Below are 22,973 nucleotides of genomic sequence, written 5' to 3'. Positions count from 1 at the left end.
CGCCGCTCCGACGCGTAAAACGGCGGCATGAACATCGCGTCCGACCCGAAAACCATCCCGCAGACCGATCTGTTGTCGCCGGAGTCCAATCAGGCGGCCGCGCTCGCGGCCTTCGGCGGCGTGCTCACGATCGATCTCGACGCGATCATCGCCAACTGGCGCAAGCTGGAGAAGACCGCGGTGCCGGCCGAATGCGCCGCCGTGGTCAAGGCCGACGCCTATGGCTGCGGCATCGCGCCGGTCGCGCGCGCCCTCAACAAGGCCGGCTGCAAGACCTTCTTCGTCGCCAATATCGAGGAAGCCCGCGCGGCGCGCGCCGCGCTGCCAACTGCGACCATCTACGTGCTCGGCGGCTACTTTCAGAACACCGGCGAGCACTACGCCCAGATCGACTGCCGTCCCGTGATCGGTGACCTCAACGAGCTCGCCGAATGGGACGTGTTCTGCCGCCGCACCGGCTGGTCCGGCGGCGCGGCAATCCACGTCGACACCGGCATGAACCGGCTGGGGCTGACACTTCAGGAAGCGCAGGCGATCATCCCGCGCATCAATGCCGGCGACCACGGCATTGCGCTGGTCATGAGCCATCTGGTCGCAGCCGAGCAGCTCAACAGCACCGTGAACGCAAAGCAGCTCGCGGCCTTCCGCAGCATCGCCAGCGAATTCGCCGGCGTGCCGGCCGCCCTCGCCAACTCCTCCGGCGTTTTCCTCGGCGCGTCCTTCCAGTTCGACATGGTGCGGCCGGGTGCAGCGCTCTACGGCGTCAATCCGACGCCGGAAGCCGACAATCCGATGCAGCCGGTGGTCGATCTCAAAGTGCGCATCGTGCAGATCCGCAACGTCGAGCGCGGCGAGACGGTCGGCTATGGCGGCACCTGGACCGCACGCCGTCCGACAAAACTCGCGATCGTCGCCTCAGGCTATGCCGACGGCTATTTCCGCGCGGCGAGCGCGAATGATGGCACGCGCGGCGCCGAAGTCGTCGTCGCCGGCAAGCGCTGCCCTGTCGCAGGCCGCGTCTCGATGGACCTGACCGCGATCGACATCACCGATCTGCCGCCGAACGCCGCCCGCCGCGGCCACATGGTGACGCTGCTCGGCGAAGGCATCACCGTCGACGAGCTCGCACATCATTTCGGCACCATCGGCTATGAGGTGCTGACCAGCCTCGGCCGTCGCTATGCGCGCGTTTACAAGGGCGGCAATGCCGAGCCGCTCGATCATGCCGCCGCCGTGCCGCCGCCCGCCGCAGCCGAGCCTGCTGCAACGGCGCAACCGGCTTCGCCGCCGCCGGTGGAGCAGTCGACGAACCCGCCGCCGCTGCCGACCTGATCGCGCTTACTTCCTCATTCCGTCGACGACCTTCTTGAAATCGAGCGCGCGCCGCCTCCGCCCATGAAGGTCGCAACATTCAACATCAACAATATCAACCGCCGCCTGCCCAATTTGTTGCGCTGGCTGCGCGCGGCCAAGCCTGACGTCGTCGCGCTCCAGGAATTGAAGGCGACCGATGCCGAATTCCCGATCACTGCGATCGAGAAGGCCGGCTACGGCGCGGTGTGGCGCGGCCAGAAGATATGGAACGGCGTCGCCATCCTGGCGCGCAATGCCGAGCCGGTGTTGACGCGCACCGAGTTGCCCGGCGATCGCGGAGATCACGAGGCGCGCTACATCGAAGCCGCCGTGCGCGGCGTCATCGTCACCAGCATCTATCTGCCGAATGGAAACCCGCAGCCGGGGCCGAAATTCGACTACAAGCTCGCCTGGTTCGCGCGGCTGAAGCGTCACGCCAAAACGCTCATCAAACAGAACCTGCCGGTCGTGCTCGCCGGCGACTACAACGTCGCGCCGACGCCGCTCGACATCTATCCGACCAAATCATGGGACATGGACGCGCTGATCCAGCCGAAAAGCCGCTCGGCCTTCGCCTCGCTCGTCGCACAAGGCTGGTGCGATGCGATCCGCGAGACGCACCCGGAGAAACGCATCTACACGTTCTGGGACTACAAGCGAAACCGCTGGCCGCGCGATGCGGGCCTGCGGCTCGATCATCTCCTGCTCAGCCCGGCACTTGCCCCTCGCCTCGCCAAAGCCGGCGTCGACAAGACGATCCGCGGCGAGGACGGCGCGAGCGATCACGCGCCGGCGTGGGCGGTGCTGCGCGACAGATGACGCTTCAGGGCCCGTAATACTCCTGCACCGTGTCCCAGGCGGCCTTCTGCAAGAGCTGCGTGATCTCAGGATCCAGCCCAACGCCGTAGGAATTGCCGACGGGCGAACGTCCCGTCAGCGCAGCATAGGTCACGCAGCTCGCAAGGTACGTTCCGGCGAGACTCGGGTGGCGCTTGTCAGGCGCATACAGATTGAGCTCCGGCTGAATTTTTCGGACGCGCGCGAAAGCCAGGCCCGCGGGGATCACCAGCACGTCATTGTCGTTGCCCGCGATCGTATAGGCCTCGGCAAGCTCCGCCGTCATTTCCGGCTTGTCGGCATAGGCCCAGGACATAAACAGCACCGGCCGCATGTCGTGGGCGCGAACGATCGCGCTGTCCTTCTTCGCAAAGTCGGTGAACGCGCCCTTCAACTGCGGATGGATCGGGCACTGGCTGCAATCCATCATCACGACGGCTTCGTATTGCCTGCCGGGCTTGTTGAAGACGACGTTGTTCTGCTCGTCGAAGGAGTACGCGCCGATGCCGCCCGGCCGCAGCAGATTCTCCATGTCGTGCCAGTCGAGGCCGGAGCCGCCGATCGTGACCATGGTGTTGCGATAGCTCGCCTTGTTGGCGGGATCGGCGGCCTTTTCGAGATTCGTGACGTGCCCGGGCAGGCCGTTATTGTAGTAGAAGAAGCTGTTTCCAACGAACATCACGGCCTTGGGGAAATCCGGCCCCAGCGTCGTGACCTTCGGCTTGGTCTGGGCGTGCGCGGCGTTGAAGCATGCTGCACCTGCGAGGCAGGCCGCGAACAACGTTTGCAACAGATGGCGCATCATTAGCTTCTCCCACCTTGGCTCCCCAGAGCTTCCGTTCCGATAGAATCGGAACGGATGCTCTAGATTCTTGTCTTTGCCGCGTTTTCTTGACGCGAACCGGGGTCCACTTCGCTGGAAAACGCTCTGGTGGCAGAAGCAAATCAGCTTTCACCTGACGGCTCAAGGCCGCGGAGACAGCGTCCGAGACTCACCAAAGGTTCTTGCCGTCGATCATGTTGACCGGCACCGCGTCGAGATCGAAATCGTCGAACAGGCGTGCGTTCACGGCAACCTTCGGATTGTCGAAGTCGGGCTTGCCGGTCGACCAGTCCGGCGACTCCGAATAGGTCCCGCAGCCGCAGCCCGCGCAAAAGTGATGTTTTACAGTGCGGCTGCCCCAGAGATAGGTTTTGACGTTTTCAGGTGGCGACAGCAGGCGGAACTGGGCGGGCTTGTAATAGGCCCACAGGGCGCCGCGCTTGGCGCATAACGAGCAGGTGCAACGTGTCACGCCCTCCGGCGCCTCGCTGACCTCAAACACCGTCTCACCACAATGGCAGCTTCCCTCGACCGGCATGACCTACTCCCTCCGTTCCCACAATTGGCAGGAGATGGTCGTAGCCGAGGCCTGCTGCCAACATGCTGTCAGCAGCCTCGCAGGGAACGCTTTGGGCAGGCTCAGCCCGCCGATTGGGCTACACTTGGCCGATTCCCGGAGCCCTCCTCTTGGCCTTCCTCTTCATCCTCACCGTCGGTCTGATCGCCGGCACGATCTCCGGCATCGTCGGGACCGGCTCGTCGATCATGCTGATGCCGGTGCTGATCTACGAGTTCGGCCCGAAAGAGGCCGTGCCGATCATGGCAGTGGCCGCCGTGATGGCCAACTTCTCGCGCATCCTGGCGTGGTGGCGCGAGGTGGATTGGCGGGCCTGCGCGGCCTATTCGGTCACGGGCATTCCTGCCGCCGCGCTCGGCGCACGCACGCTGCTCGCGCTGCCCGCGCGCGCGGTCGATCTCGCGATCGGGGTCTTCCTCATCGCCATGGTGCCGGTGCGGCATTGGCTTGCGCGGCACAATCTGAAGGCCAACCTCTGGCATCTCGCGATCGGCGGCGCCGTCATCGGCTACCTCACCGGCATCGTGGTCTCGACCGGGCCGCTCAGCGTGCCGCTGTTCCTGTTCTACGGCCTGACCAAGGGCGCCTTCCTCGCGACCGAAGCCGCCGCCTCGCTCGGGCTCTATTTCTCAAAGTCCGTGACCTTCGAACGCTTCGGCGCACTGACGGCCGACGTCTTCGCCAAGGGCCTGATCGCCGGCTCATCGCTCATGTTCGGCGCCTTCATCGCAAAACGCTTCGTACTGCATCTGAAACCTGACGTGTTCCGCCTGGTGATGGACGGCATCATGCTGGCTGCCGGCCTGTCGCTGCTGTGGTCTGCGACAAATTCGTAAGGTTTCGAACCACGGCGTTGGGATTTCAGACTGATATCGCGAGCCCTCCCCGTCCGCCGAGTTGTTCAATGCGCCTGTCCCCCGCGATCCTGTGCCTCGCTCTCGCCTCCGGCGTGCAAGCCGCGTCTGCCGCCACGCCGTTCGATGGGCTCTGGGCGAGAAGCCAAAAGGACTGCCGCAATGAGGAAGGTCCCGACAGCAAGACGTTGGTCGACCTCGACAATGTCATCAAGGGCAAGCCGGCGCCGATCGTCGATCAATACGAAAACCATTGCCGGATCGACCGCAAAGCTCCTTCCGGTACCGGACTGGTGCTGACGGCGACGTGCTTTGAGTTCTGGGACGACTACAAGAAAGGCGTCGCAGGCCGGAAGGTGACGATCAAGCTCGCCCAAGGCCCAAACGGCATGCTCACCATCGACGGCAAGCCCTATCTGCGATGCGAGATGAAGAAGGGAAGCAAGGCCGGTCGCTGACGGGTCGCGCGGCTCGCGCAATCACTCGGCCGGTTCAGGCACCCACAATTCAGGCACCAGGGACGGACTTGTCGCGAGCACCCGGGACGTCCCCTCCGCAACCGCCTGCCGTTCGAGCAGCTTGAGCACGGCGTCCAGCGGCTGCGGCCGCTGATAGAAATAGCCCTGCCCGTACCGCACGCCCATCTCGGTCATCGCCTGCGCCTGCTCGGCGCGCTCGATGCCTTCGGCCACGAGCGTCAGATCCAGCGTGCCGGCGAGCGAAGCGATGACGCCGACGATCGCCTTGTCCTCGGCGCTGTCGGGGATGTCGCTGATGAACGCCTTGTCGATCTTGACCTTGTCGAGCGGAAAACGCCGCAGATGCGCCAGCGAGCTGTAGCCCGTGCCGAAATCGTCGAGCGCGATCGTCGCCCCCATCGCACGCAGCCGCCGTAGCGTCTCGGACGCGCTGGCGATGTTGTTGATCAGCGAGCCCTCGGTGATCTCCAGCTCGAGGGATGACGCAGCGACGCCAAGGCGCGTGCAGGTCTCCTGCATGTGGTCGGCAAAAGACTGGTCCGCCAATTCCGACGGCGGCAGGTTGATGGCGATGCGGATCTCAGGCCGGCCCGCGGCCGCGAGGCGGTTGAGCGCGTAACAGGCGTCGGTGAGCACATAATTGGTGAGCCGCGAGGCGTTGCCGCTGCGCTCGATCAGCGGCAGGAACTCGGCGGGCGAAATGATGCCATGGTCGGGATGGCGCCAGCGGATCAGCGCTTCGAGGCTGACGACCTCATTGGTGTCGAGATCGACCTGGCTCTGGTACCAGACCTCGAACTCGCGCTCGGCAAAGCCGGCGGGGATCGCGAGCTCGAGCTCCCGGCGGCGGCGATAGTCGCGCTGAAGCTCCTCGTTGAGCACCGCGATCGTGCCGGGCGCCTTGCTCTTGGCGTGGTAGAGCGCGATGTCGGCGAGCGCCGGCAGGTGCGCCAATTCGGGATCGTCGGCGCGGCGCACAGCAAGCCCGATCGAGGCGCGCGGCACCACCTGCTTGTCATGGAGCCGGACCGGCTCGGAGATGGCCCCTAACAATCTGGCGGCGAAGGCCTGCGCGGCCGGCTCGTCAGCGACATCAGGACGGATGACGACGAATTCGTCGCCGCCGAGCCGCGCGACCCAGTCGTCCTGGTCGACCGCATCACGCAACAGACCCGCGATGTGCACCAGGAAGCGGTCGCCCGCGTCGTGGCCAAACGTGTCATTGATGCCCTTGAAGTCGTCGAGGTCGATGAAGCAGAAGGAGATCAGCGCATCGGGAATGCGCGCGGTGCGGCTCAAGATCGCCAGCCGCTCGGTCAACGACCTCCGGTTCGGCAATCCCGTCAACGGATCGTGCCAGGCGAGATGACGCAGTTGCTCCAGCGCATCCGACGTCGTGTGCTGCATGGCGTTGAAGGCCTGCGCCAACTGCCCGAATTCGTTGGTCGAGGAAATGTCGGCCTGATAGGCCCGGCCGTCGCGCTTGCTGCGCTGGATCGCCGACATCATCACCGAGAGCGGCTTGCCAATGAAGATGTTGGCCGAGATCCGCAGCGCGAGCAGGGTCACGAGCGTCGCGAGCAGGCCGGCGACGAAGAGCCGCGCCAGCGCCTTGCCTGTCTCTGCGTAGATCGCCCCGTAGGAATAGGCGATCGCGATGCGGCCGGCCTGAACCGTGATGTTGCCGTTGCTGTAGTCGATGGAACGCGACACCATGGTGGCGCCTGATGTCACCGGCTGCGCGGGCACGCGGGCAACGACGGAGCCGGTATCGTCGTAGACGATGGCGGCCGAGATCGCTTCGTCGTGCAGGATCTCGCCGAGTACGGCGGTGACCTGCGCGTAGCGCAACTTCCACAGCGGCTCTGCGATGAGGTGAGCGCGGCTTTCGGCAGCCCGCGCGATGCGGGCGTCGAGCTGGCGCATCTGCGACAGGAAGCTGGAGACTTCGATACCGGCCGAGGCGAGCAATTGCACCAGCAGGAGCGCAGGCACGGTCGCCCAGATCATCGAATGGATGACCGAACGCGGCGGCGCCGCCGCAACGGCTCGCGCAGGCTGCTCAGGACCTTCCATCGCGTCGTCCTGCATCATTCGTTCGACGCCCGGACGCCGTTCGACGACATGGAGGCGATCAATGCGGCGATGGAGAAGTCATACTGGCCACAATCGCCCGCCTTGGCCCTGAAACGCACAAAGTCGATCTGGTCGAAGGCGCGGGTCTTGATCAGGATGCTGACCGAGGAAAGATTGTCGCGCGTGATCGCCGACGTCTTGACCTGGACATGCGGCGAGACCGCGCCGAAATCGCAGCCGTCGGCGTAGTCGCGCAACAGCACCATCGACCAGCCGCCGAGCAGGAAATGGCCGCCGTCAGTCAGGAGCAGCCGTCCCGCCGTGATCTCGCGCAGCGCGTCCTCCGACCAGTTGAGGCCGACGATCTGAAGATCCCTGCCCGGTTCGAGCCCGGCAGCCACCGCCGCCTTGATGGCGCCGAGCGCCATCGGATCGTTGCCGGCCCAGACGCCCGCAGGACGGATGCCCTTGCGCACGGCCCAGCTCAGATAGTTGGCGGTGACCTGCTCGGCCTCCGACTGCGTCCAATTGGCGAACAGCATGCGGTCGACCACCACGTCGGGCGCGGCGGCCACCGCAAGATCGAGCCCGACATTGCGGGCGATCGAGGCCGGCGTGATTTCGTCGCCGCCGATACCGAGGATGTGAATCTTGCCGTCCGGGCTCTGCCATTTTTCGCTGCGCGCAGCGTCGATGAGCGCGTTCGCCATCCGCGTGCCCGCGGTTTGCAGGTCCGTGGTGATGTCGCCGAGCCACATCTTCAACTTTGCGCGCGGCGGCCCGAGACGGGCCGCATCAGCGCCGATCAGCGTGTTCGACAGCAACAGCGTCTTGATCCCTGCGGCTTCCGCCGCTTCGAGGACCGGCACGGCCGCAGATTCCTCGTTGGACAGGATCAGGAAATCGGGCTTGTCCGCGCGCGCGACGACGCCGAGGCCGAGCTCCTGCATGGTGCGGAAGTTGCGCTCGCTGACGAGCACCTCGACATCCATGTTCAGCTTGCGGCCGGCGGCCTTCATGGTCCCGGAGACCATGTCCCAATAGACCTCGCCGGTCTTGCCGGGATTGACGAAGACGACCTTCAGCTCGGCTCCGCCGGCTATCGCCCCGCCAGACGACGCGAGCAGACCGCAGGCCAGCCCTGCGGCAATCAAAACGCTCAGAAGCCTCGACATTTTTTCTCGCCACCCCGAATTGTTCCGAGGTTGGACCGGCGTCCGCTAACATTTGGCAAAACGGATCCCGGTGCGCCGACTTAGGGCTAACAATCGGTGTATCCGTGCTATCAGCAGACCCGAACAAAACGCGACTCGCGCACATACCCCCTATGGCCAAAAGCACCCTCTCCTTCGTCTGCCAGAACTGCGGCGCGGCCTATAACCGCTGGCAGGGCAAGTGCGAGTCCTGCGGCGAGTGGAATACGCTCGCCGAGGAAGACACGAGCGGCAGCGTGCCGGTCTCGATCCGCTCCAAGCGCAAGGGCCGGACGTTTGCGCTGGAGAGCCTGTCGGGCAAGAGCCCGGATGCCCCACGCCTGTCCTCGGGCATGACCGAGCTCGACCGCGTCACCGGCGGCGGTTTTGTGCGCGGCTCGGTGCTGCTGGTCGGCGGCGATCCCGGCATCGGCAAATCGACGCTGCTGACGCAGGCGACCAGCCTGTTGGCGCGCGCTGGCCATCGCATCGTCTACATCTCCGGCGAAGAGGCGATCGCGCAGGTGCGCTTGCGCGCCGAGCGCCTCGGCCTCTCCGATGCACCCGTGCAGCTCGCCGCCGAGACTTCGGTCGAGGACATCGTCTCCACGCTGTCCGAAGGCGCAGTCCCCCGGCTGATCGTGATCGACTCGATCCAGACCATGTGGACCGACACGGTGGAATCCGCGCCCGGCACGGTGACACAGGTGCGCGCCTCGGCGCAGGCGCTGATCAGATTTGCCAAGAAGACCGGCGCCGCCATCATCCTGGTCGGCCACGTCACCAAGGACGGCCAGATCGCCGGCCCCCGCGTGGTCGAGCACATGGTCGATGCGGTGATGTCATTCGAGGGCGAAGGCTCGCAGCAATTCCGTATCCTGCGCGCCGTGAAGAACCGTTTTGGCCCGACCGACGAGATCGGCGTGTTCGAGATGACAGGCCTCGGATTGCGCGAGGTCACCAACCCGTCCGAGCTGTTCTTGTCGGAGCGCGACCTCGGCACACCCGGCACGGCGGTGTTCGCCGGCATCGAGGGCACGCGGCCCGTCCTGGTCGAATTGCAGGCGCTGGTGGCGCCGACCTCGCTTGGCACCCCGCGCCGGGCCGTGGTGGGCTGGGACCCGAGCCGGCTCTCCATGGTGCTCGCTGTGCTGGAGGCCCATTGCGGGGTCAAGCTGTCCGGCCACGACGTCTACCTGAACGTCGCCGGCGGCCTGCGCATTCATGAACCGGCGGCGGACCTGGCCGCCGCCGCGGCCCTGGTTTCATCCTTGGTAAACGCGCCGTTACCCACGGATGCCGTTTATTTCGGCGAGATTTCGCTCTCCGGCGTGGTTCGGCCAGTGGCCCAGACCGCCGCTCGGCTGAAGGAGGCGGCAAAACTCGGCTTCGGCCGCGCCATCCTGCCCGAATCGGCCCGAGGCGAGGCTGGCGGCGACGCCGGGCTGTCCCTGAACGCCGTCGGCGGCCTGACCACCCTGGTGGCCGAAATTGCGGCCCGCGGCTCCCGCAGGGGCGAATCCGGCGCCAAGGATGAGCGACAAGGCGAAAAAAATGCCACACCGGCGAGATTCCGCCGTGGAGAGGGCTAGGCGGAGGTGACGTTGCCCGCCCCCGCCGCTATACAGCGCGCACAAAAGCAGCATGGGATTGCGTGGCTCCGGCCTTGCCGGGACTGCCGTCTGCCCGTCAGTTAGGGCGGCGGCCAGATCACCGATTCGCAAAACGCCTTTGAGAGTACGAGCGGACCAACCAGCCGATGCCGATTACAATCCTCGATTTGATCCTGCTCGGCGTCATGCTCGTGTCCGGCCTGTTGGCCCTGGTCCGCGGCTTCATGCGCGAGATTTTGTCGATCGCGGCCTGGGGCGCGGCCGCCATCGTCACGCTGTACTCGTTCTCAAAGCTGCTGCCGACAGCAAAGACCTATTTCAACAACGACACGGTGGCGAGCGTCGTGGTGGTCGCCGGCGTGTTCGTGGGCACGCTGATCGTGGTCTCCGTGATCACGGTGCGCATCTCCGACATGATCCTGGACTCCCGAATCGGCGCGCTGGATCGGACGCTGGGGTTCCTGTTCGGCCTCGCCCGGGGCCTCCTGATCGTTGTGGTTGCTTACCAGTTCTTCATCTGGCTGGTTCCCGACAAGCAGCAGCCGGACTGGGTCCGCGGCGCAAAGTCCCGCACGGTGCTCGATTCGACCGGGGAATGGCTGAAGTCGCTCTTGCCGGACGACCCCGAGAACACCATCTTGAAGAGATTCAAGAAAAACAAACCAGATGATGAGCAAGCTGATTCCGAGCAGCAGCCTTCGGGCAGCAGCGACGGCTACAGTAAACCGGCTCGTGAAAGCCTCAAGAAGCTGATCGAGAAACCTGCGGCGCGTTGATTTGAGCCCGAACAGAGGCGAGATGGACGAGATGCAAAACCCTGACCGGAACGCCCAGCTAAATCTCGACTTGAACGGGTCCTCGGGCCCAGCCGCGATCGAGCTTCAGGACGATCTGGAGGGGGATACGCTCCGCGAGGAATGCGGCGTCTTCGGCATCTACGGCCATCCCGATGCCGCCGCCATCACCGCCCTCGGTCTCCACGCCCTTCAGCACCGCGGCCAGGAAGCCGCCGGCATCGTCTCTTACGACGGCAACCGATTTCACTCCGAGCGCCGCCTCGGCCTGGTCGGCGACACCTTCTCCCGCCGCGAGGTGATCGACCGCTTGCCCGGCAGCGTCGCGGTCGGCCATGTCCGCTACTCCACGACAGGCGCCACCATCCTGCGCAACGTGCAGCCGCTGTTCGCCGAGCTGAACGCCGGCGGCCTTGCGGTCGCCCACAACGGCAACCTCACCAACGGCCTGACGCTGCGCCGCGAGCTCGTCAGGAACGGCGCGATGATGCAGTCGACCACCGATACCGAGGTGATCCTGCACCTGGTCGCGCAATCCAAGCGCAGCCGCTTCATCGAACGTTACGTCGATGCGCTGCGCGCCATCGAGGGCGCCTATGCGCTGGTATCGCTGACCAACAAGAAGCTAATCGGCGCGCGCGATCCGCGCGGCATTCGCCCCCTGGTGCTCGGCGATCTCGACGGCTGCCCGATCCTGACGTCGGAGACCTGCGCGCTCGACATCATCGGCGCGCGCTTCGTCCGCGACATCGAGCCGGGCGAAGTCATCGTGTTCGACGAGAACGGCCAGGACATCCACAAGCCGTTTCCGCCGATGGCGCCGCGGCCCTGCATCTTCGAATACATCTATTTCGCGCGGCCGGATTCCATCGTGCACGGCCGCTCGGTCTACGAGGTGCGCAAGAATTTCGGCGCGCAGCTCGCGCGCGAGAGTCACGTGCCGGTCGATGTCGTCGTGCCGGTGCCGGATTCCGGCGTGCCCGCCGCGGTCGGCTACAGCCAGCATTCCGGCGTGCCGTTCGAGCTCGGTATCATCCGCAACCATTATGTCGGCCGCACCTTCATCCAGCCGACGCAGGCGATCCGAGAATCCGGCGTGCGCATGAAGCATTCAGCGAACCGCGCCGCGATCGAAGGCAAGCGCATCATCCTGATCGACGACTCGCTGGTGCGCGGCACCACCTCGAAGAAGATCGTGCGCATGATGCGCGATGCCGGCGCGACCGAGGTGCACTTCCGTCTCGCCTCGCCCCCGATCCTCTATCCCGATTATTACGGCATCGACCTGCCGGATCGCGGCGGCCTCCTGGCTGCGACCCATTCGCTGGAGGAGATGCGCGAGATCATCGGCGCTGATTCTCTCGCCTTCCTGTCGATCGACGGCATGTACCGCGCGATGGGCGAGCCCGGCCGCGATCCGGCCAATCCAAAATTCTCGGATCATTGCTTCACCGGCGCCTATCCGACCCACCTCACCGACCAGACCCAGGTCGAGCCGCAGCCGCGGCAATTGTCGCTGCTGGCGGAAGCGAGCTGACGGCGTCAGCCGTCATCCCGGGGCGATGCGAAGCATCGAACCCCAATGCGCAGTTGCGCATTGGGGGATCTCGGGATTTCGGGTTCGGTCCGGAGCCTGTCATCGGGCCGCGCTTCGCGCGGACCCGGTGGGACCGCGCCGGAATGACGGTTTGGTGGGGGCTTGTCCCAGCCATCCACGCCTGTAAAACCCCGCCATGACAAAACCCCTCGCCAACCGCATCGCTCTCGTCACCGGCGCCTCGCGCGGCATCGGCTACGCCACCGCAATAGCCCTCGCAAAGGCCGGTGCGCACATCGTGGCGGTGGCGCGCACGCAGGGCGGGCTCGAGGAACTCGACGACGAGATCCGCAAGGCGGGCGGCAGCGCCACGCTGGTGCCACTCAATCTCACCGATTCCGACGGCATCGCACGGCTTGGCGCCGGCCTGCACGAACGCTACGGCAAGCTCGATATTCTGGTCGGCAATGCCGGCGTGCTCGGCCCCTCCTCGCCGCTCGGCCATATCGAATTCAAGACCTTCAACGACGTGATGGCGGTGAACGTCTCCGCGAACTTCCAGCTCATTCGCTGCATGGATCCGCTGCTGAGGCAGTCCGATGCGGGCCGCGCGGTGTTCATCACATCGGGCGCCGCCAACAAGGCGACCGCCTATGTCGGCCCCTACGCGGCGTCGAAGGCTGCGCTGGAGACGCTGGCGCGCGCCTGGGCGCAGGAAACCGCAAGCACCAAGCTGCGCATCAACCTGTTCAACCCCGGTCCGATCCGCACCCGTATGCGTGCGACCCTGATGCCGGGCGAGGATCCCGCGACGTTGGATACTCCGGAACAGGTCGCCGAATTCATCGTTCCGATGTGCGCGCCTGATTGGACCGAGACCGGAAAATTCTACGACTACAAGACCAGGAAGCTGATGGGCTTCCGTCCGCCCGCCTGATTGACTCGACGTCCTCGGCGCGATTGACTGCCGGCCCAAAGCGGCAGCAAGCCGCGTCAAGAATGGGAGGATGCCATGGCGCTCACGCCGGGCCGCGCTCGCCTCACTCGCGCGATTGCGCATCTCGCGCGCTCCATGTCGATCTGCGCCACAGCGATTGCGTTTGCGCTGCCGCAGGCCGCAGCCGCGGGAGAGATCCCGACATTCGCCGTCGATGCCTCCTGGCCAAAAGCGCTGCCGAACAACTGGATCCTCGGTCAGGTCGGCGGCATCACCGTCGACCATCGAGGGCATATCTGGGTCATCCACCGCCCACGTTCGTTGACCGACGACGAAAAGGGCGCGACGCTCAATCCGCCGCGTTCAAAATGCTGCGCATCGGCACCACCCGTCCTCGAGTTCGACGCCGACGGCAATCTTCTGCGCTCCTGGGGCGGCCCCGGTGAAGGCTATGAATGGGTCGGCCGCGAGCACGGCATCGAGGTCGATGAGCGCGGCTTCGTGTGGATCGGCGGCAATGCCGACAACGACAACGTGATCCTGAAGTTCACGCTCGACGGCAAGTTCGTGGCGCAGATCGGCCAGATCGCGCCGAGCAAGGGCAGCAGCGACACCACCCAGCTCGGCAAGCCCGCGGAAACCGCGATCGACAAGGACGCGAACGAGATCTACGTCGCCGACGGCTATGGCAATCGCCGCGTCATCGTGTTCGATGCTGATACACTGGCTTACAAGCGGCACTGGGGCGCCTATGGCAACAAGCCGAGCGACGACAAGCAACCGCCCTACGATCCCAAGGCGCCGGTTGCCCAGCAATTCGGCAATCCAGTCCACTGCGTAAAACTCGCCAATGACGGTCTCGTCTATGTCTGCGACCGAACCAACAATCGCATCCAGGTGTTCAAGAAGGATGGCACCTTCGTGAAGGAATGGTTTTTCGAAAAGAACACGCTCGGAAACGGCGCGGTGTGGGACATCGCACTCTGGCCCGATGCGAAACAGACCTATCTCTTGAGCGCCGACGGCGAGAACAACGAGATCAGGGTGATCAAGCGGGAGGATGGTACCGTCGTCGGCAGTTTTGGTCGCAGCGGCCGGAATGCAGGGCAGTTCCACTGGGTCCACGCCATGGCGATCGACGCCAAGGGCAACGTGTACACGGCGGAGGTGGACACCGGAAAGCGCATCCAGAAGTTCAAGCTGACGTCCAACGCGCTTCCTTGAAAGGCATCCACCAACCGGTCGTATTGCAACCCGCTTGCGTGTGCGGGTTGCCAAAATCTGCGCCGTGTCGACGCCGTCCGGAAGAGTTAACCCCTCCCTCAACCGCTACGTTTAGCGCATTGCCGCAAGCCTTCAGACAGGTTATCGAAAATATCGGATCGTAACCGATCTCGCCGCAGGTCAAAGGCTCCGTCAAAGAGGGCCGTCCCGGCATCAACGTTTGGAGGAACACAATGAAGAAGACTCACGCCTGGCGCTATGCCGCGCTCCTGACCTGTGCCGGTCTCGGCTTTGCCACCTCGGCCTCCGCCCAAGACAAGACCATCAAGATCGGCGTGTTGAACGACATGTCGAGCCTCTATGCCGACATCGGCGGCCCGAACTCGGTCGCTGCGGTGAAGATGGCCGTCGAAGATTCCGGCATGAAGGCGAAGGGCTGGAAGATCGAGGTCTTGAGCGGCGATCACCAGAACAAGCCTGATATCGGCGTCAACATTGCCCGGCAATGGATCGACGCCGACAAGGTCGACGCCATCGCCGACACGCCGAGCTCGGGCGTTGCGCTCGCGGTGAGCAACCTCGTCAAGGAAAAGAACTCGGTGCTGCTCAATTCGGGCGCAGCCACCGCCGACCTCACCGGCAAGGCCTGCACGCCCAACACCGTCTCCTTCACCTACGACACCTACATGCTCGCCAACGGCACCGGCAAGGCGCTGACGAAAGCGGGCGGCGACACCTGGTTCTTCCTGACCGCGGACTATGCCTTCGGCCATGCGCTCGAGCGCGACACCGGCTCCGTGGTCACGGCCACCGGCGGCAAGGTGCTCGGCGGCGTCAAGCATCCGCTCAACACCGCGGATTTCTCCTCGTTCCTGCTCCAGGCGCAGTCGTCGAAGGCCAAGATCATCGGCCTCGCCAACGCCGGCGGCGACACCACCAACGCGATCAAGCAGGCCGCCGAATTCGGCATCGTGTCCGGCGGCCAGAAGCTCGCAGCGCTCCTGCTCTTCATCAACGACGTACACTCGCTCGGGCTGAAGACCGCGCAGGGCCTGACTTTCACCGAATCCTTCTACTGGGATCTCAACGACGGGACCCGCGAATGGTCAAAACGCTTCCAGAAGGTCTCGCCCAAGGGCTCGATGCCGTCGATGACGGTTGCGGGCCTCTATGCGGAGATCCTGCATTACCTGAAGGCGATGGATGCGCTGGGCAGCAATCCGCATGACGGCGCCAAGGTGGTTGCCAAGATGAAGGAGCTGCCGACCGACGATCCGCTATTCGGCAAAGGCCCGCTGCGCGCCGACGGCCGCCGCCTGATCCCGGCCTATCTGTTCGAAGTGAAGAAGCCGGAAGAGTCGAAGGGCCCGTGGGACTACTACAAGCTGGTTGCCACGATCGCACCGGAAGACGCGGCCAAGCCGCTCGAAGCCAGCGACTGCCCGCTGGTGAAGAAGTGACCGCGTAGCAGTCGACGCGATTTCGACGACATCATGCCCGGGCCTAGGCCCGGGCATTTTACGTTTCGGAGGATGTCCCGGCCAAAGTCCGCATCGCAATCGCAAGCGACAGCACCATGAGCACGGCTGCCAGCAGGAACGGTGCTCCGGGCAAATGCAACGGCGCGCCGCCGCCGATGAAATAGGCAAAGGTCAGCGTGAACAGGAAGGGGCCGACCAGCTGCGACACGCTCTGCACGCTCGAGTTCGCGCCCTGGAGCTGGCCCTGCTGATCAGGCGCGACGAGCCGGGTCATCAGCGACTGAATCGCCGCGCCCGACACGCCCCATAGCGACATCACGGGAATGCCGAGCCATGACAATGGTCCGGTCGGCGCCGAACCGAAGATCACAAAACCGATCGCACCGCAGCTCAGGCCGAGCAGCAGCGCCTTGCGTTCGCCGAATGCGCGCACGATGGGCCCGATCGCGAGCCCCTGCACCACCATGGCGCAGATGCCGACCATTGCGAGCGTCAGTCCCACGATCTTGGAATCCCAGCCATAGCGGTAGGTCGCATAGAGCACGTAGGTCGACGGCAGCACCACATGCGCGACCTGTGCGATGAAATTGACGACCGATAATCCCGCCAGCACCGCGTTCGAACGCAACAGGTTCAGCGCGCCGATCGGATTGGCGCTCCGCCAGCGGAACGGCGCGCGCTTTTCCGCCGACAGCGATTCCGGCAGCACCAGCAGGCCGTAAACCGCGTTGGCAAAGCTCAATGCGGCCGCGGCCCAGAACGGCAGCCGCGGGTCGATATCGCCGAGCAGGCCGCCGAGCGCAGGCCCGAACACGAAGCCTGCGCCGAACGCCGCGCCGATCTTGCCGAACACCGCCGCGCGCCGCTCCGGCGGCGTCACGTCGGCGATGTAGGCAAAGGCGGTCGAAATGCTCGCCGACGTGATGCCGGAGATCACGCGGCCGACGAACAGCCAGAGCAGCGACGGTGCCAGCGCCATCAGCACGTAGTCGGCGGCAAGTCCGAAATTCGACAGCAGCACCACCGGCCGCCGGCCAAACCGGTCCGAGAGCGCGCCGAGCACCGGCGAGAACACGAACTGCATCAGCGCCCAGGCGGTGCCGAACACGCCAAAGATCCGCGCCGCCTGCGCGGTGTCGTTGCCGACAAAACTCTCCACCAATTTCGGCAGGATCGGCATGATCACGCCGAGCGCGAGCATGTCGAGCAGGATGGTGACGAAGATGAAGGCGACTGCGCCGCGCTTGATCGGCGGCGCATCGACGGCGATCGCCTGACCGGCGTCTCCGTTCACGACAGCCGTTTACGCTTGTGCGCGAAGGGATTGGCCTTCTCGCGCAGCGTGATGCGCACCGGTGTGCCCGGCAGCTCAAAAGTCTCGCGCATGGAATTGGTGAGATAGCGCAGATAGGCCTGCGGCACGGCATCCGCGCGCGAGCAGAACAGCACGAAACTCGGCGGCCGCGCCTTGGTCTGGGTGATGTAGTTCAGCTTCAGCCGGCGGCCGGACACCGCAGGTGGCGGATTGGCCTGGATCGCCTGCTCGAACCAGCGGTTCAGCGCCGAAGTCGGCACGCGCCTGTTCCAGATCGCATAGGCGTCCTGGACGGCCGTCATCAGGCGATCGATGCCCTCGCCCATCAGGCCGGAGACGGCAACGATCGGCACGCCCTTGAGCTGCGGCAGCCAGTGGTCGGCATCCCGGCGCAAGTTCGAGATCGCACCGCCGCCTTTGCTCTCCATCAGGTCCCATTTGTTGACGGCGAGCACGACCGCGCGTCCCTCGCGCTCGATCAGGTCGGCGATGCGCAGATCCTGCTCCTCGAACTTGTTCTGCGTGTCCATCATCAGGACGACGACTTCGGCGAAGCGCACCGCGCGAAGCGCGTCGGCCACCGACAGTTTTTCGAGCTTCTCCTCGATGCGCGAGCGGCGCCGCAGGCCCGCGGTGTCGAAGACGCGGAAGTCGCGGCCCTTCCAGTTGATCTCGACCGCGATGGAGTCGCGCGTGGTGCCGGCCTCAGGGCTCGTCAGCAGACGCTCCTCGCCGAGCAGATGGTTGATCAGCGTCGACTTGCCGGCATTGGGCCGACCGACGATCGCGACCCGAATGGGACGCTTCGCAGCCTCCTCCTCGGACTCCGGCTCGTCATCCTCGACCTCATCGTCATCAGGCGTCTGCGGGATGATCTCGCTCAGCGCATCGTAGAGCTCGCCCATGCCTTCGCCATGCTCGGCGGAAATCTGGATGGGATCACCGAGCCCGAGCGCGAAGGATTCCATGGCGCCGGCATCGCCGTGCTTGCCCTCGCTCTTGTTGGCGACCAGCAGCACGGGCTTGTTGGCGCGGCGGGCGAAATCGGCGAAGGCACGATCAGTCGGCGTGAGGCCTGCGCGCGCGTCGATGACGAAGAACAGCGCGTCCGCCTGCGCGATCGCAGTTTCCGTCTGCTCCTGCATGCGCGCAGTCAGCGAGCCCTTGGCGCCCTCGTCGAGCCCTGCAGTGTCGATGATGGTGAATTCGAGATCGCCGAGCCGAGCTTCACCCTCGCGGCGGTCGCGCGTGACACCCGGCAGGTCATCGACGAGCGCGAGCTTCTGCCCCACCAGCCGGTTGAACAGCGTCGACTTTCCGACATTGGGCCGGCCGATGATGGCGACGGTAAAGGACATCAGTCATTCGTGCGCCGCAGGGGACGCGCCTGTCAATGCATTGAGAAATATCAGCGCGAGAAGCTGCCGCTCGGCATCGGGGCCGGGAATGCTCCCTGCGACTGCTGCTGCGTGGTCTGGGTCTGCTGCGCCGGCTGCGTGGTCTGATCCGGCGGCGGCGCGGTGGTGCGCCTGCGGACGATCTTCTGCTTCGGCGGCGGCGCGGCCGGAGCCGGCGCTGCATCGGGCTGGACTTCGCCGTCCGCCTCGCCCGCTGGCGCCTCGGCCGGCGCAACGGCAGCGGCCGCCGGCTGCTTGGACTTCTTGCCCTTGGCCGACTTGGCGTTCGGCGCAGGCGGCGGAACGGCAGCCGCGTCCACGGGCGGCTGGTCCGGCTGTTGCTGTGCGCCCTTGTAGAGATCCTTCGGCACGCCCTGCTCCAGGCCGGGCACACCCTCGGGGAAGACCGGCTTGCGGTCGCCCGGCAGCTTCTTCTTGGTGTCGAGGAAATCCATGAGATCGCTGGGATCGAACCCGCCGCTGGAGCAGCCGCCCAGCACGCCCGAGAAGGCGATCAGGACGGCGGCTGCGATCAAACGTGGCGTGCGGCGCATCTGGTGTCTCGTCCAGCTATCTCGGGCCATCAGCTCTCAATCAGCTCTTGGCAACCGCCGGCAGCAAGGCTTGCAGCGCCTCGGCGCGCGAGCGCATGCTCGGCGGCGTCTCGCCATCCTCGGCGATCGCATCCAGCCATTTGCGCGCCGCGGTCATGTCGCCATTGCGCCAGGCCGACAGGGCCAGCATTTCGCGGGCGGTGTGGCGGAAGGTCGAGCCCGAGGCGGTCGATGCCTCCAGCCGCTGCTGGATGTCGGCATAGCCTGCCGTGTCGAGCAGCAAGCCGGCGGCGCGGATTTTTGCGAGCGCCTGCTGCTCGCTGGCGATGCTGCGGTCGGCGGCAATGTCGTCATACATCTTGGCCGCGGCCTTGGGATCGCGGGCAGAGATCTCGGCGGCAGCGCGCAGGCGCGCCAGCGTGCGGTAACCGGACGGCGCCTTGACGGCGAGCTCGGCAAAGGCTGCCTCGGCCTCGGCATGCTTGCCCTGGTCGGACAGCTCGACGGCCTTCTCGAAGGCCGCACCGGCCTCGGCGGCCTTCTTGGCCTCCAGATACTGGTAGCCGCGCCAACCGCCGACGGCTGCGACAATCAGCACCATCAGGGCGATCAGGTAGATCGAATACCTGTCCCACAGCTTCTTGAGCTGTTCGCGACGTACTTCCTCGTCGACTTCGTCAAATAATTCAGACACTTAAGCTAATCCCATCCCCGGTCGGGAGCGCGCGCTGGAATCTCGCGTCAGAAAACCCGTTCCCGCGTGGCGGCGGCGATACCCTAACCATATGGCGGTGGCAAGGCAAAGCGAGGCCAATCAAGGCGTTAACCGTCCCGCCGAGCACCGCCGCCTGGGTTCCGGCCGCCCCTTCAGGCCCCCGGCAGCTCCCGCAATTGCCGCTTGAGCACCTTCCCGTTGGCGTTGCGTGGCAGCGGGTCGGCGGTCATCGCCATGGTCTCCGGCACCTTGTAGTCGGACAGCCGCTCGGCGCACCAGGCGCGCAGCGCCTCAGCGGCAACGGCTTCGCGCGTCACCACGACCGCATGCACGCGCTCGCCGAGCACCGGGCACGGCCTTGCGATGATCGCACTCTCGACCACGGCGGGATGGCCGGCCAGCACGGACTCCACCTCCGCGGAATAGATCTTCAGGCCGCCGCGGTTGATCATGTCCTTCTGCCGGTCGAACACGCGGACGAAATTGTCGGCATCGACCGAGCCGAGGTCGCCGGAGTGCCAGAATCCGGCGGTAAAACTTTCGGCCGTCGCCTTTGGATTGTTCCAGTAGCCCTTGATGACGGAGGCGCTTTGGATCCAGAGCTCCCCGATCTCGCCACGCGGCAGCTCACGGCCATCAGCATCGACAGCAACGATGCGCGCGCCCGGACAGGGCAAGCCGACGCTGTCGATGTGGCTGGCCGTCAACTCGCCGGGCATGATCGTGGAGGGCGACGTGGTCTCGGTCGCGCCATAGCAGTTCGCGAGCTTCAGGCCGGGGATCTTTGCATCGAGCTTCTCGATGGTCGCGATCGGCATCGGCGCGCCGCCGAAGCCACCGATGCGCCAGCTCGAGAGGTCGTAGCTGTCGAAATCGGGTTGGAGAAGGCAGAGATTGTACATCGCCGGCACCATCACGGTGTAAGTGACGCGCTCGCGTGTGGCGAGCTTGAGATAGTCGGCCGCCCTGAACTCCGGCATGATGATCAGCGCGCCGGCGCAGCGCACCATGGTCGTGATGTTGGCGACGACGCCGGTCACATGCCCTAGTGGCACGGCCGCGATCGAGCGATCCGTCTGCGTCAATTGCAGGCAGGAGACGAACACCATCGAGGAATGGATGATGTTGCAATGGGCGAGCATCGCGCCCTTGGGCTTGCCCGTCGTCCCCGAGGTATAGAGGATCATCGCGGTGTCCTCCTCGCCGACCTCGACTGGCGCGGGCGCCGGAGCATTGTCCGCAAGCACCGCGAAACGCGACAGCGCCGGATCGTCATCGACGGCGATGCGATGGGTGACATCGGGCACGTCCCGCGCATCCGGCAGGCGCTCGGCAAGAGCCGCCTCATGGATCAGTATCCTGGCGCCGCAATCGCCGAGCACATAGGCAATCTCGGGCTTTTGCTGGCGGGTGCTGAGCAGCACCGTCACCAGCCCTTCATGTGCGGCCGCAAACAGGATCAGGGGGAATTCAATGCGGTTGCCGAGCAGCACGGCAACGCGGTCGCCGCGCTGCAGACCGAGCTTTCGAAAGCCGACTGCAATCCGCGCCGCCCGCTCAACCGCCTGCCGCCATGTCAGCCTGACGCTGCCCGCAATCAGCGCTTCGCCATCGCCGTTGCGGGCGGCTGCATCCGCAATCATCGCCCAGACGCTCGCCGGCCGCTCGCAGAATGCCGGCACGACACGATCGCCGAAGCGTGGCTCGAGCCGCATAGGAGGAATCGAATGCTGCGACCAGTCCATGGGAATGCTCTCGGCTTGTTGTTGTCATTGTCCGTGCACGAACGGCCGATCCCTGCGCCGACTGGCTGTTTATGCCCCCACGACGGGAACGCCGATCACCACAGGGTGGAAGGCGAAGGCCAATGCCAGATAGGCCACGACACCGACCGCAACCGCGATCAAATCGTTGGTGGCGCCGCCCACCGGGATCGGCGGTCCGCCGGCGTCGGTGCGATGCTTCAGCGAAATGCGGTCATACACGGCCCAGCCCAGGAACGAGCCGAACAGGATGATAGAGCCGAGATCGCCATTGGCGAGCAGATGCGCCGCCGCCCACAGCTTGATGCCGGCGAGCATCGGATGCTTCAGCGTCGCGTAGATGCGACCGCGAATGTAGGAGGCGACCACGAGGATGACGGCCGGCAGCATCAGCGCCACCGTGATGTGCTTCATCGCCTTCGGCGGATACCAGACGTCGATCCATCCCGTCGCGCGATAATTGGCAAAGCCCCAGATGATCATCGCAAGGCCTGCCAGCGATGCCAACGAGTACAGGATCTTGTAGGTGCCCTCACCCAAGCTGGCGATTACGCGCTCCCGCGCCTTGCGCTTTGTCGTCAAAGTGTGGGCCGCGAAAAAAAGCACGAGCCCCAGGATCATCACCAACAGACCCACGACGTCCTCCCCATATGTTGCGCCCCCGAATGATGCGTATCATCTTCTCGCCGCCAGCCGCAATGTCGTCATTCCGGGATGGCCCGCAGGGCCAGACCCGGAATCTCGAGTTTGAACACGAGATCGCAAACCAACCTCGAGATTCCGGGTTCGCGCTCCGCGCGCTCCGGAATGACGACAAGCTCACCTTCCCAGCTCGCGGTTGTCGACGTAGCGGATCGCGATCGGGCGCCCTGCGAGCGCGCCGCCGAGGCCGTCGGTGAATTTCAGCGGCAGACAGGCATTGAGCGAAGTGTTGATCGCGTTGAGGTAGGTGGTCCGCGTATCCGCCGGCACGCCCGACGTCGCGTAGGTCAAGCGCGGTGGGCCGATCAAGCCGCCCGTTCTGTTGAAGCTGAAGCGCACCGACATCTGCATGCCCTGCCGCGCGCTGTCTTCCGGCGGCGGCGCCCAGCAGGCGCGCAGTTCGGCGAAGAGGTCGCCGATGGTGTCGAGATCGTGATCCGGCTTCTGATACTTGGCGAGCTCATTCGGCGACGGCACGGTCTGCACGGTGAGCTGCAGGTTCTGGCCGTAGGGATAGTCGATCTCGGGGATGCAGGGGCCGTGTTCGAGCACGCTGCAATAGGACGGCGTGCAGGGACGGTTGTCCAAGACGCTGCATGGCTCGTGCGAAAACGGAATCGGATTGATCTGCCGGCGCCGCGCGTCGGCGCTGGCCATCGTGACCGTCAACACGAGAATGATGAGAATGCCGCGCCACATGCCCCAACACGTGGCCATTGCCACGGGCACGTCAAGTCCCCGCGGCGTTC

21 protein-coding genes are annotated in these 22,973 nt (G+C 65.2%); 10 read left to right on the top strand and 11 right to left on the bottom strand.

Annotation, left to right across the window (positions count from 1 at the left end; genetic code table 11):
• Nucleotides 1-33: 33 nt before the first annotated feature.
• Both alr and KUF59_RS20665 read left to right on the top strand, forming a co-directional pair.
• A complete protein-coding gene (alr, locus tag KUF59_RS20670) occupies nucleotides 34-1,332 on the top strand; it encodes an alanine racemase (protein WP_258770029.1) in 1,299 nt (432 codons plus the stop codon).
• 63 nt (nucleotides 1,333-1,395) lie between these two features.
• Entirely contained in the window at nucleotides 1,396-2,172 is a 777-nt protein-coding gene (locus KUF59_RS20665) for an exodeoxyribonuclease III (RefSeq protein ID WP_212459404.1), read from the top strand.
• A 4-nt stretch (nucleotides 2,173-2,176) separates the two neighbouring features.
• On the opposite strand, the gene KUF59_RS20660 is transcribed toward KUF59_RS20665, so the two are convergent.
• Both KUF59_RS20660 and KUF59_RS20655 read right to left on the bottom strand, forming a co-directional pair.
• Entirely contained in the window at nucleotides 2,177-2,995 is an 819-nt protein-coding gene (locus KUF59_RS20660) for an SGNH/GDSL hydrolase family protein (protein WP_212459403.1), read from the bottom strand.
• 187 nt (nucleotides 2,996-3,182) lie between these two features.
• A complete protein-coding gene (locus KUF59_RS20655; protein ID WP_212459402.1) occupies nucleotides 3,183-3,551 on the bottom strand; it encodes a GFA family protein in 369 nt (122 codons plus the stop codon).
• Between the two features lie 149 nt (nucleotides 3,552-3,700).
• Here KUF59_RS20655 and KUF59_RS20650 point away from each other — a divergent pair, with 149 nt between their 5' ends.
• A complete protein-coding gene (locus tag KUF59_RS20650) occupies nucleotides 3,701-4,426 on the top strand; it encodes a sulfite exporter TauE/SafE family protein (protein WP_212459401.1) in 726 nt (241 codons plus the stop codon).
• A 68-nt stretch (nucleotides 4,427-4,494) separates the two neighbouring features.
• Complete coding sequence (locus KUF59_RS20645; protein WP_212459400.1) at nucleotides 4,495-4,902, top strand: hypothetical protein; 408 nt, start codon at nucleotides 4,495-4,497, stop codon at nucleotides 4,900-4,902.
• Nucleotides 4,903-4,923: 21 nt separating this feature from the next.
• Here KUF59_RS20645 and KUF59_RS20640 read toward each other — a convergent pair whose 3' ends face one another.
• Complete coding sequence (locus KUF59_RS20640; protein WP_408918104.1) at nucleotides 4,924-7,017, bottom strand: putative bifunctional diguanylate cyclase/phosphodiesterase; 2,094 nt, start codon at nucleotides 7,015-7,017, stop codon at nucleotides 4,924-4,926.
• Nucleotides 7,014-8,174 carry an ABC transporter substrate-binding protein gene (locus KUF59_RS20635; RefSeq protein ID WP_212459399.1) on the bottom strand — a complete coding sequence of 387 codons (1,161 nt, stop codon included), beginning with the start codon at nucleotides 8,172-8,174 and terminating at the stop codon, nucleotides 7,014-7,016. The genes KUF59_RS20640 and KUF59_RS20635 overlap by 4 nt, the downstream gene beginning before the upstream one ends.
• Before the next feature lie 152 nt (nucleotides 8,175-8,326).
• On the opposite strand from KUF59_RS20635, the gene radA reads away from it, so the two are divergent.
• The 6 genes from radA to KUF59_RS20605 all read left to right on the top strand — a co-directional run bounded on the left by radA (nucleotide 8,327) and on the right by KUF59_RS20605 (nucleotide 15,757).
• Nucleotides 8,327-9,784 carry a DNA repair protein RadA gene (gene radA / locus KUF59_RS20630; RefSeq protein WP_212459398.1) on the top strand — a complete coding sequence of 486 codons (1,458 nt, stop codon included), beginning with the start codon at nucleotides 8,327-8,329 and terminating at the stop codon, nucleotides 9,782-9,784.
• 167 nt (nucleotides 9,785-9,951) lie between these two features.
• Nucleotides 9,952-10,581, top strand: a complete 630-nt coding sequence (locus KUF59_RS20625; RefSeq protein ID WP_212459397.1) for a CvpA family protein — start codon at nucleotides 9,952-9,954, stop codon at nucleotides 10,579-10,581.
• Between the two features lie 31 nt (nucleotides 10,582-10,612).
• Entirely contained in the window at nucleotides 10,613-12,136 is a 1,524-nt protein-coding gene (gene purF / locus KUF59_RS20620) for an amidophosphoribosyltransferase (RefSeq protein WP_212459630.1), read from the top strand.
• A gap of 196 nt (nucleotides 12,137-12,332) precedes the next feature.
• Complete coding sequence (locus tag KUF59_RS20615; protein WP_212459396.1) at nucleotides 12,333-13,073, top strand: SDR family NAD(P)-dependent oxidoreductase; 741 nt, start codon at nucleotides 12,333-12,335, stop codon at nucleotides 13,071-13,073.
• 135 nt (nucleotides 13,074-13,208) lie between these two features.
• On the top strand, nucleotides 13,209-14,297 hold the full coding sequence (locus tag KUF59_RS20610) for an NHL repeat-containing protein (RefSeq protein WP_249140450.1): 1,089 nt from the start codon (nucleotides 13,209-13,211) through the stop codon (nucleotides 14,295-14,297).
• Nucleotides 14,298-14,530: 233 nt separating this feature from the next.
• The gene (locus tag KUF59_RS20605; RefSeq protein WP_212459394.1) at nucleotides 14,531-15,757 is read left to right on the top strand and encodes an ABC transporter substrate-binding protein; all 1,227 of its coding nucleotides are present in this window, start codon (nucleotides 14,531-14,533) and stop codon (nucleotides 15,755-15,757) included.
• A gap of 58 nt (nucleotides 15,758-15,815) precedes the next feature.
• On the opposite strand, the gene KUF59_RS20600 is transcribed toward KUF59_RS20605, so the two are convergent.
• From KUF59_RS20600 to KUF59_RS20570, 7 genes are all read right to left on the bottom strand, one after another.
• Nucleotides 15,816-17,072, bottom strand: a complete 1,257-nt coding sequence (locus KUF59_RS20600; protein WP_212459393.1) for a TCR/Tet family MFS transporter — start codon at nucleotides 17,070-17,072, stop codon at nucleotides 15,816-15,818.
• On the bottom strand, nucleotides 17,069-18,451 hold the full coding sequence (der, locus tag KUF59_RS20595; RefSeq protein WP_212459392.1) for a ribosome biogenesis GTPase Der: 1,383 nt from the start codon (nucleotides 18,449-18,451) through the stop codon (nucleotides 17,069-17,071). The genes KUF59_RS20600 and der overlap by 4 nt, the downstream gene beginning before the upstream one ends.
• 50 nt (nucleotides 18,452-18,501) lie before the next feature.
• On the bottom strand, nucleotides 18,502-19,044 hold the full coding sequence (locus tag KUF59_RS20590) for a hypothetical protein (protein ID WP_212459391.1): 543 nt from the start codon (nucleotides 19,042-19,044) through the stop codon (nucleotides 18,502-18,504).
• Nucleotides 19,045-19,084: 40 nt separating this feature from the next.
• On the bottom strand, nucleotides 19,085-19,738 hold the full coding sequence (locus KUF59_RS20585) for a tetratricopeptide repeat protein (protein WP_212459390.1): 654 nt from the start codon (nucleotides 19,736-19,738) through the stop codon (nucleotides 19,085-19,087).
• 173 nt (nucleotides 19,739-19,911) lie between these two features.
• Nucleotides 19,912-21,504 (bottom strand): class I adenylate-forming enzyme family protein, encoded by a 1,593-nt coding sequence (locus KUF59_RS20580; protein ID WP_212459389.1) that lies wholly within the window; start codon nucleotides 21,502-21,504, stop codon nucleotides 19,912-19,914.
• A 69-nt stretch (nucleotides 21,505-21,573) separates the two neighbouring features.
• Nucleotides 21,574-22,158: an NnrU family protein gene (locus tag KUF59_RS20575; RefSeq protein WP_212459388.1), complete on the bottom strand. Its 585-nt coding sequence runs from the start codon at nucleotides 22,156-22,158 to the stop codon at nucleotides 21,574-21,576.
• A 183-nt stretch (nucleotides 22,159-22,341) separates the two neighbouring features.
• On the bottom strand, nucleotides 22,342-22,923 hold the full coding sequence (locus KUF59_RS20570; RefSeq protein WP_212459629.1) for a hypothetical protein: 582 nt from the start codon (nucleotides 22,921-22,923) through the stop codon (nucleotides 22,342-22,344).
• Between the last annotated feature and the right edge of the window lie 50 nt (nucleotides 22,924-22,973).

This window comes from Bradyrhizobium arachidis (genome assembly GCF_024758505.1).
In the GTDB taxonomy this organism is placed as follows: Bacteria; Pseudomonadota; Alphaproteobacteria; order Rhizobiales; family Xanthobacteraceae; genus Bradyrhizobium; species Bradyrhizobium manausense_C.
The sequence above is the reverse complement of the archived record's forward strand: the minus strand, read 5'-3'. Positions and strand labels throughout refer to the sequence as shown.